General features: G+C 43.5%; 1 protein-coding gene. It reads left to right on the top strand.

Annotation, left to right across the window (positions count from 1 at the left end; all coding sequences use genetic code 11):
- The coding region (locus ACNKXS_RS01925; RefSeq protein WP_417919397.1) for a c-type cytochrome at positions 1-278 on the top strand (278 nt) is incomplete at both ends.

The raw sequence follows: 278 nt of genomic DNA, 5'->3' as shown, positions 1-278 counted from the left end.
GTAAAGAGTTATTCAATTCATTGTGTGCAGCCTGTCACAAACCTTATTCTAATTCTATTGGTCCTGCTCTTCACGGTGCGACAGACAGACATGAAATGGAGTGGCTTTATGACTGGATTCAAAATTCTGCCGCTTTGATCGCTAGTGGTGATGCTGAAGCTAACGCAGTTTACAATGAATGGAATCAAACGGCTATGCCGGCTTTTCCTCAGCTGACCGAGAGTGATATTGATAATATTCTTGCTTATGTGGAACAGCCTAAGCCAGAGCCTGTAGCA

The sequence above is a fragment of the Christiangramia marina genome (assembly GCF_048285865.1).
Lineage (GTDB): Bacteria > Bacteroidota > Bacteroidia > Flavobacteriales > Flavobacteriaceae > Christiangramia > Christiangramia marina.
Note: the sequence above shows the minus strand (reverse complement) of the source record. Positions and strands in the feature narration are given on the sequence as shown.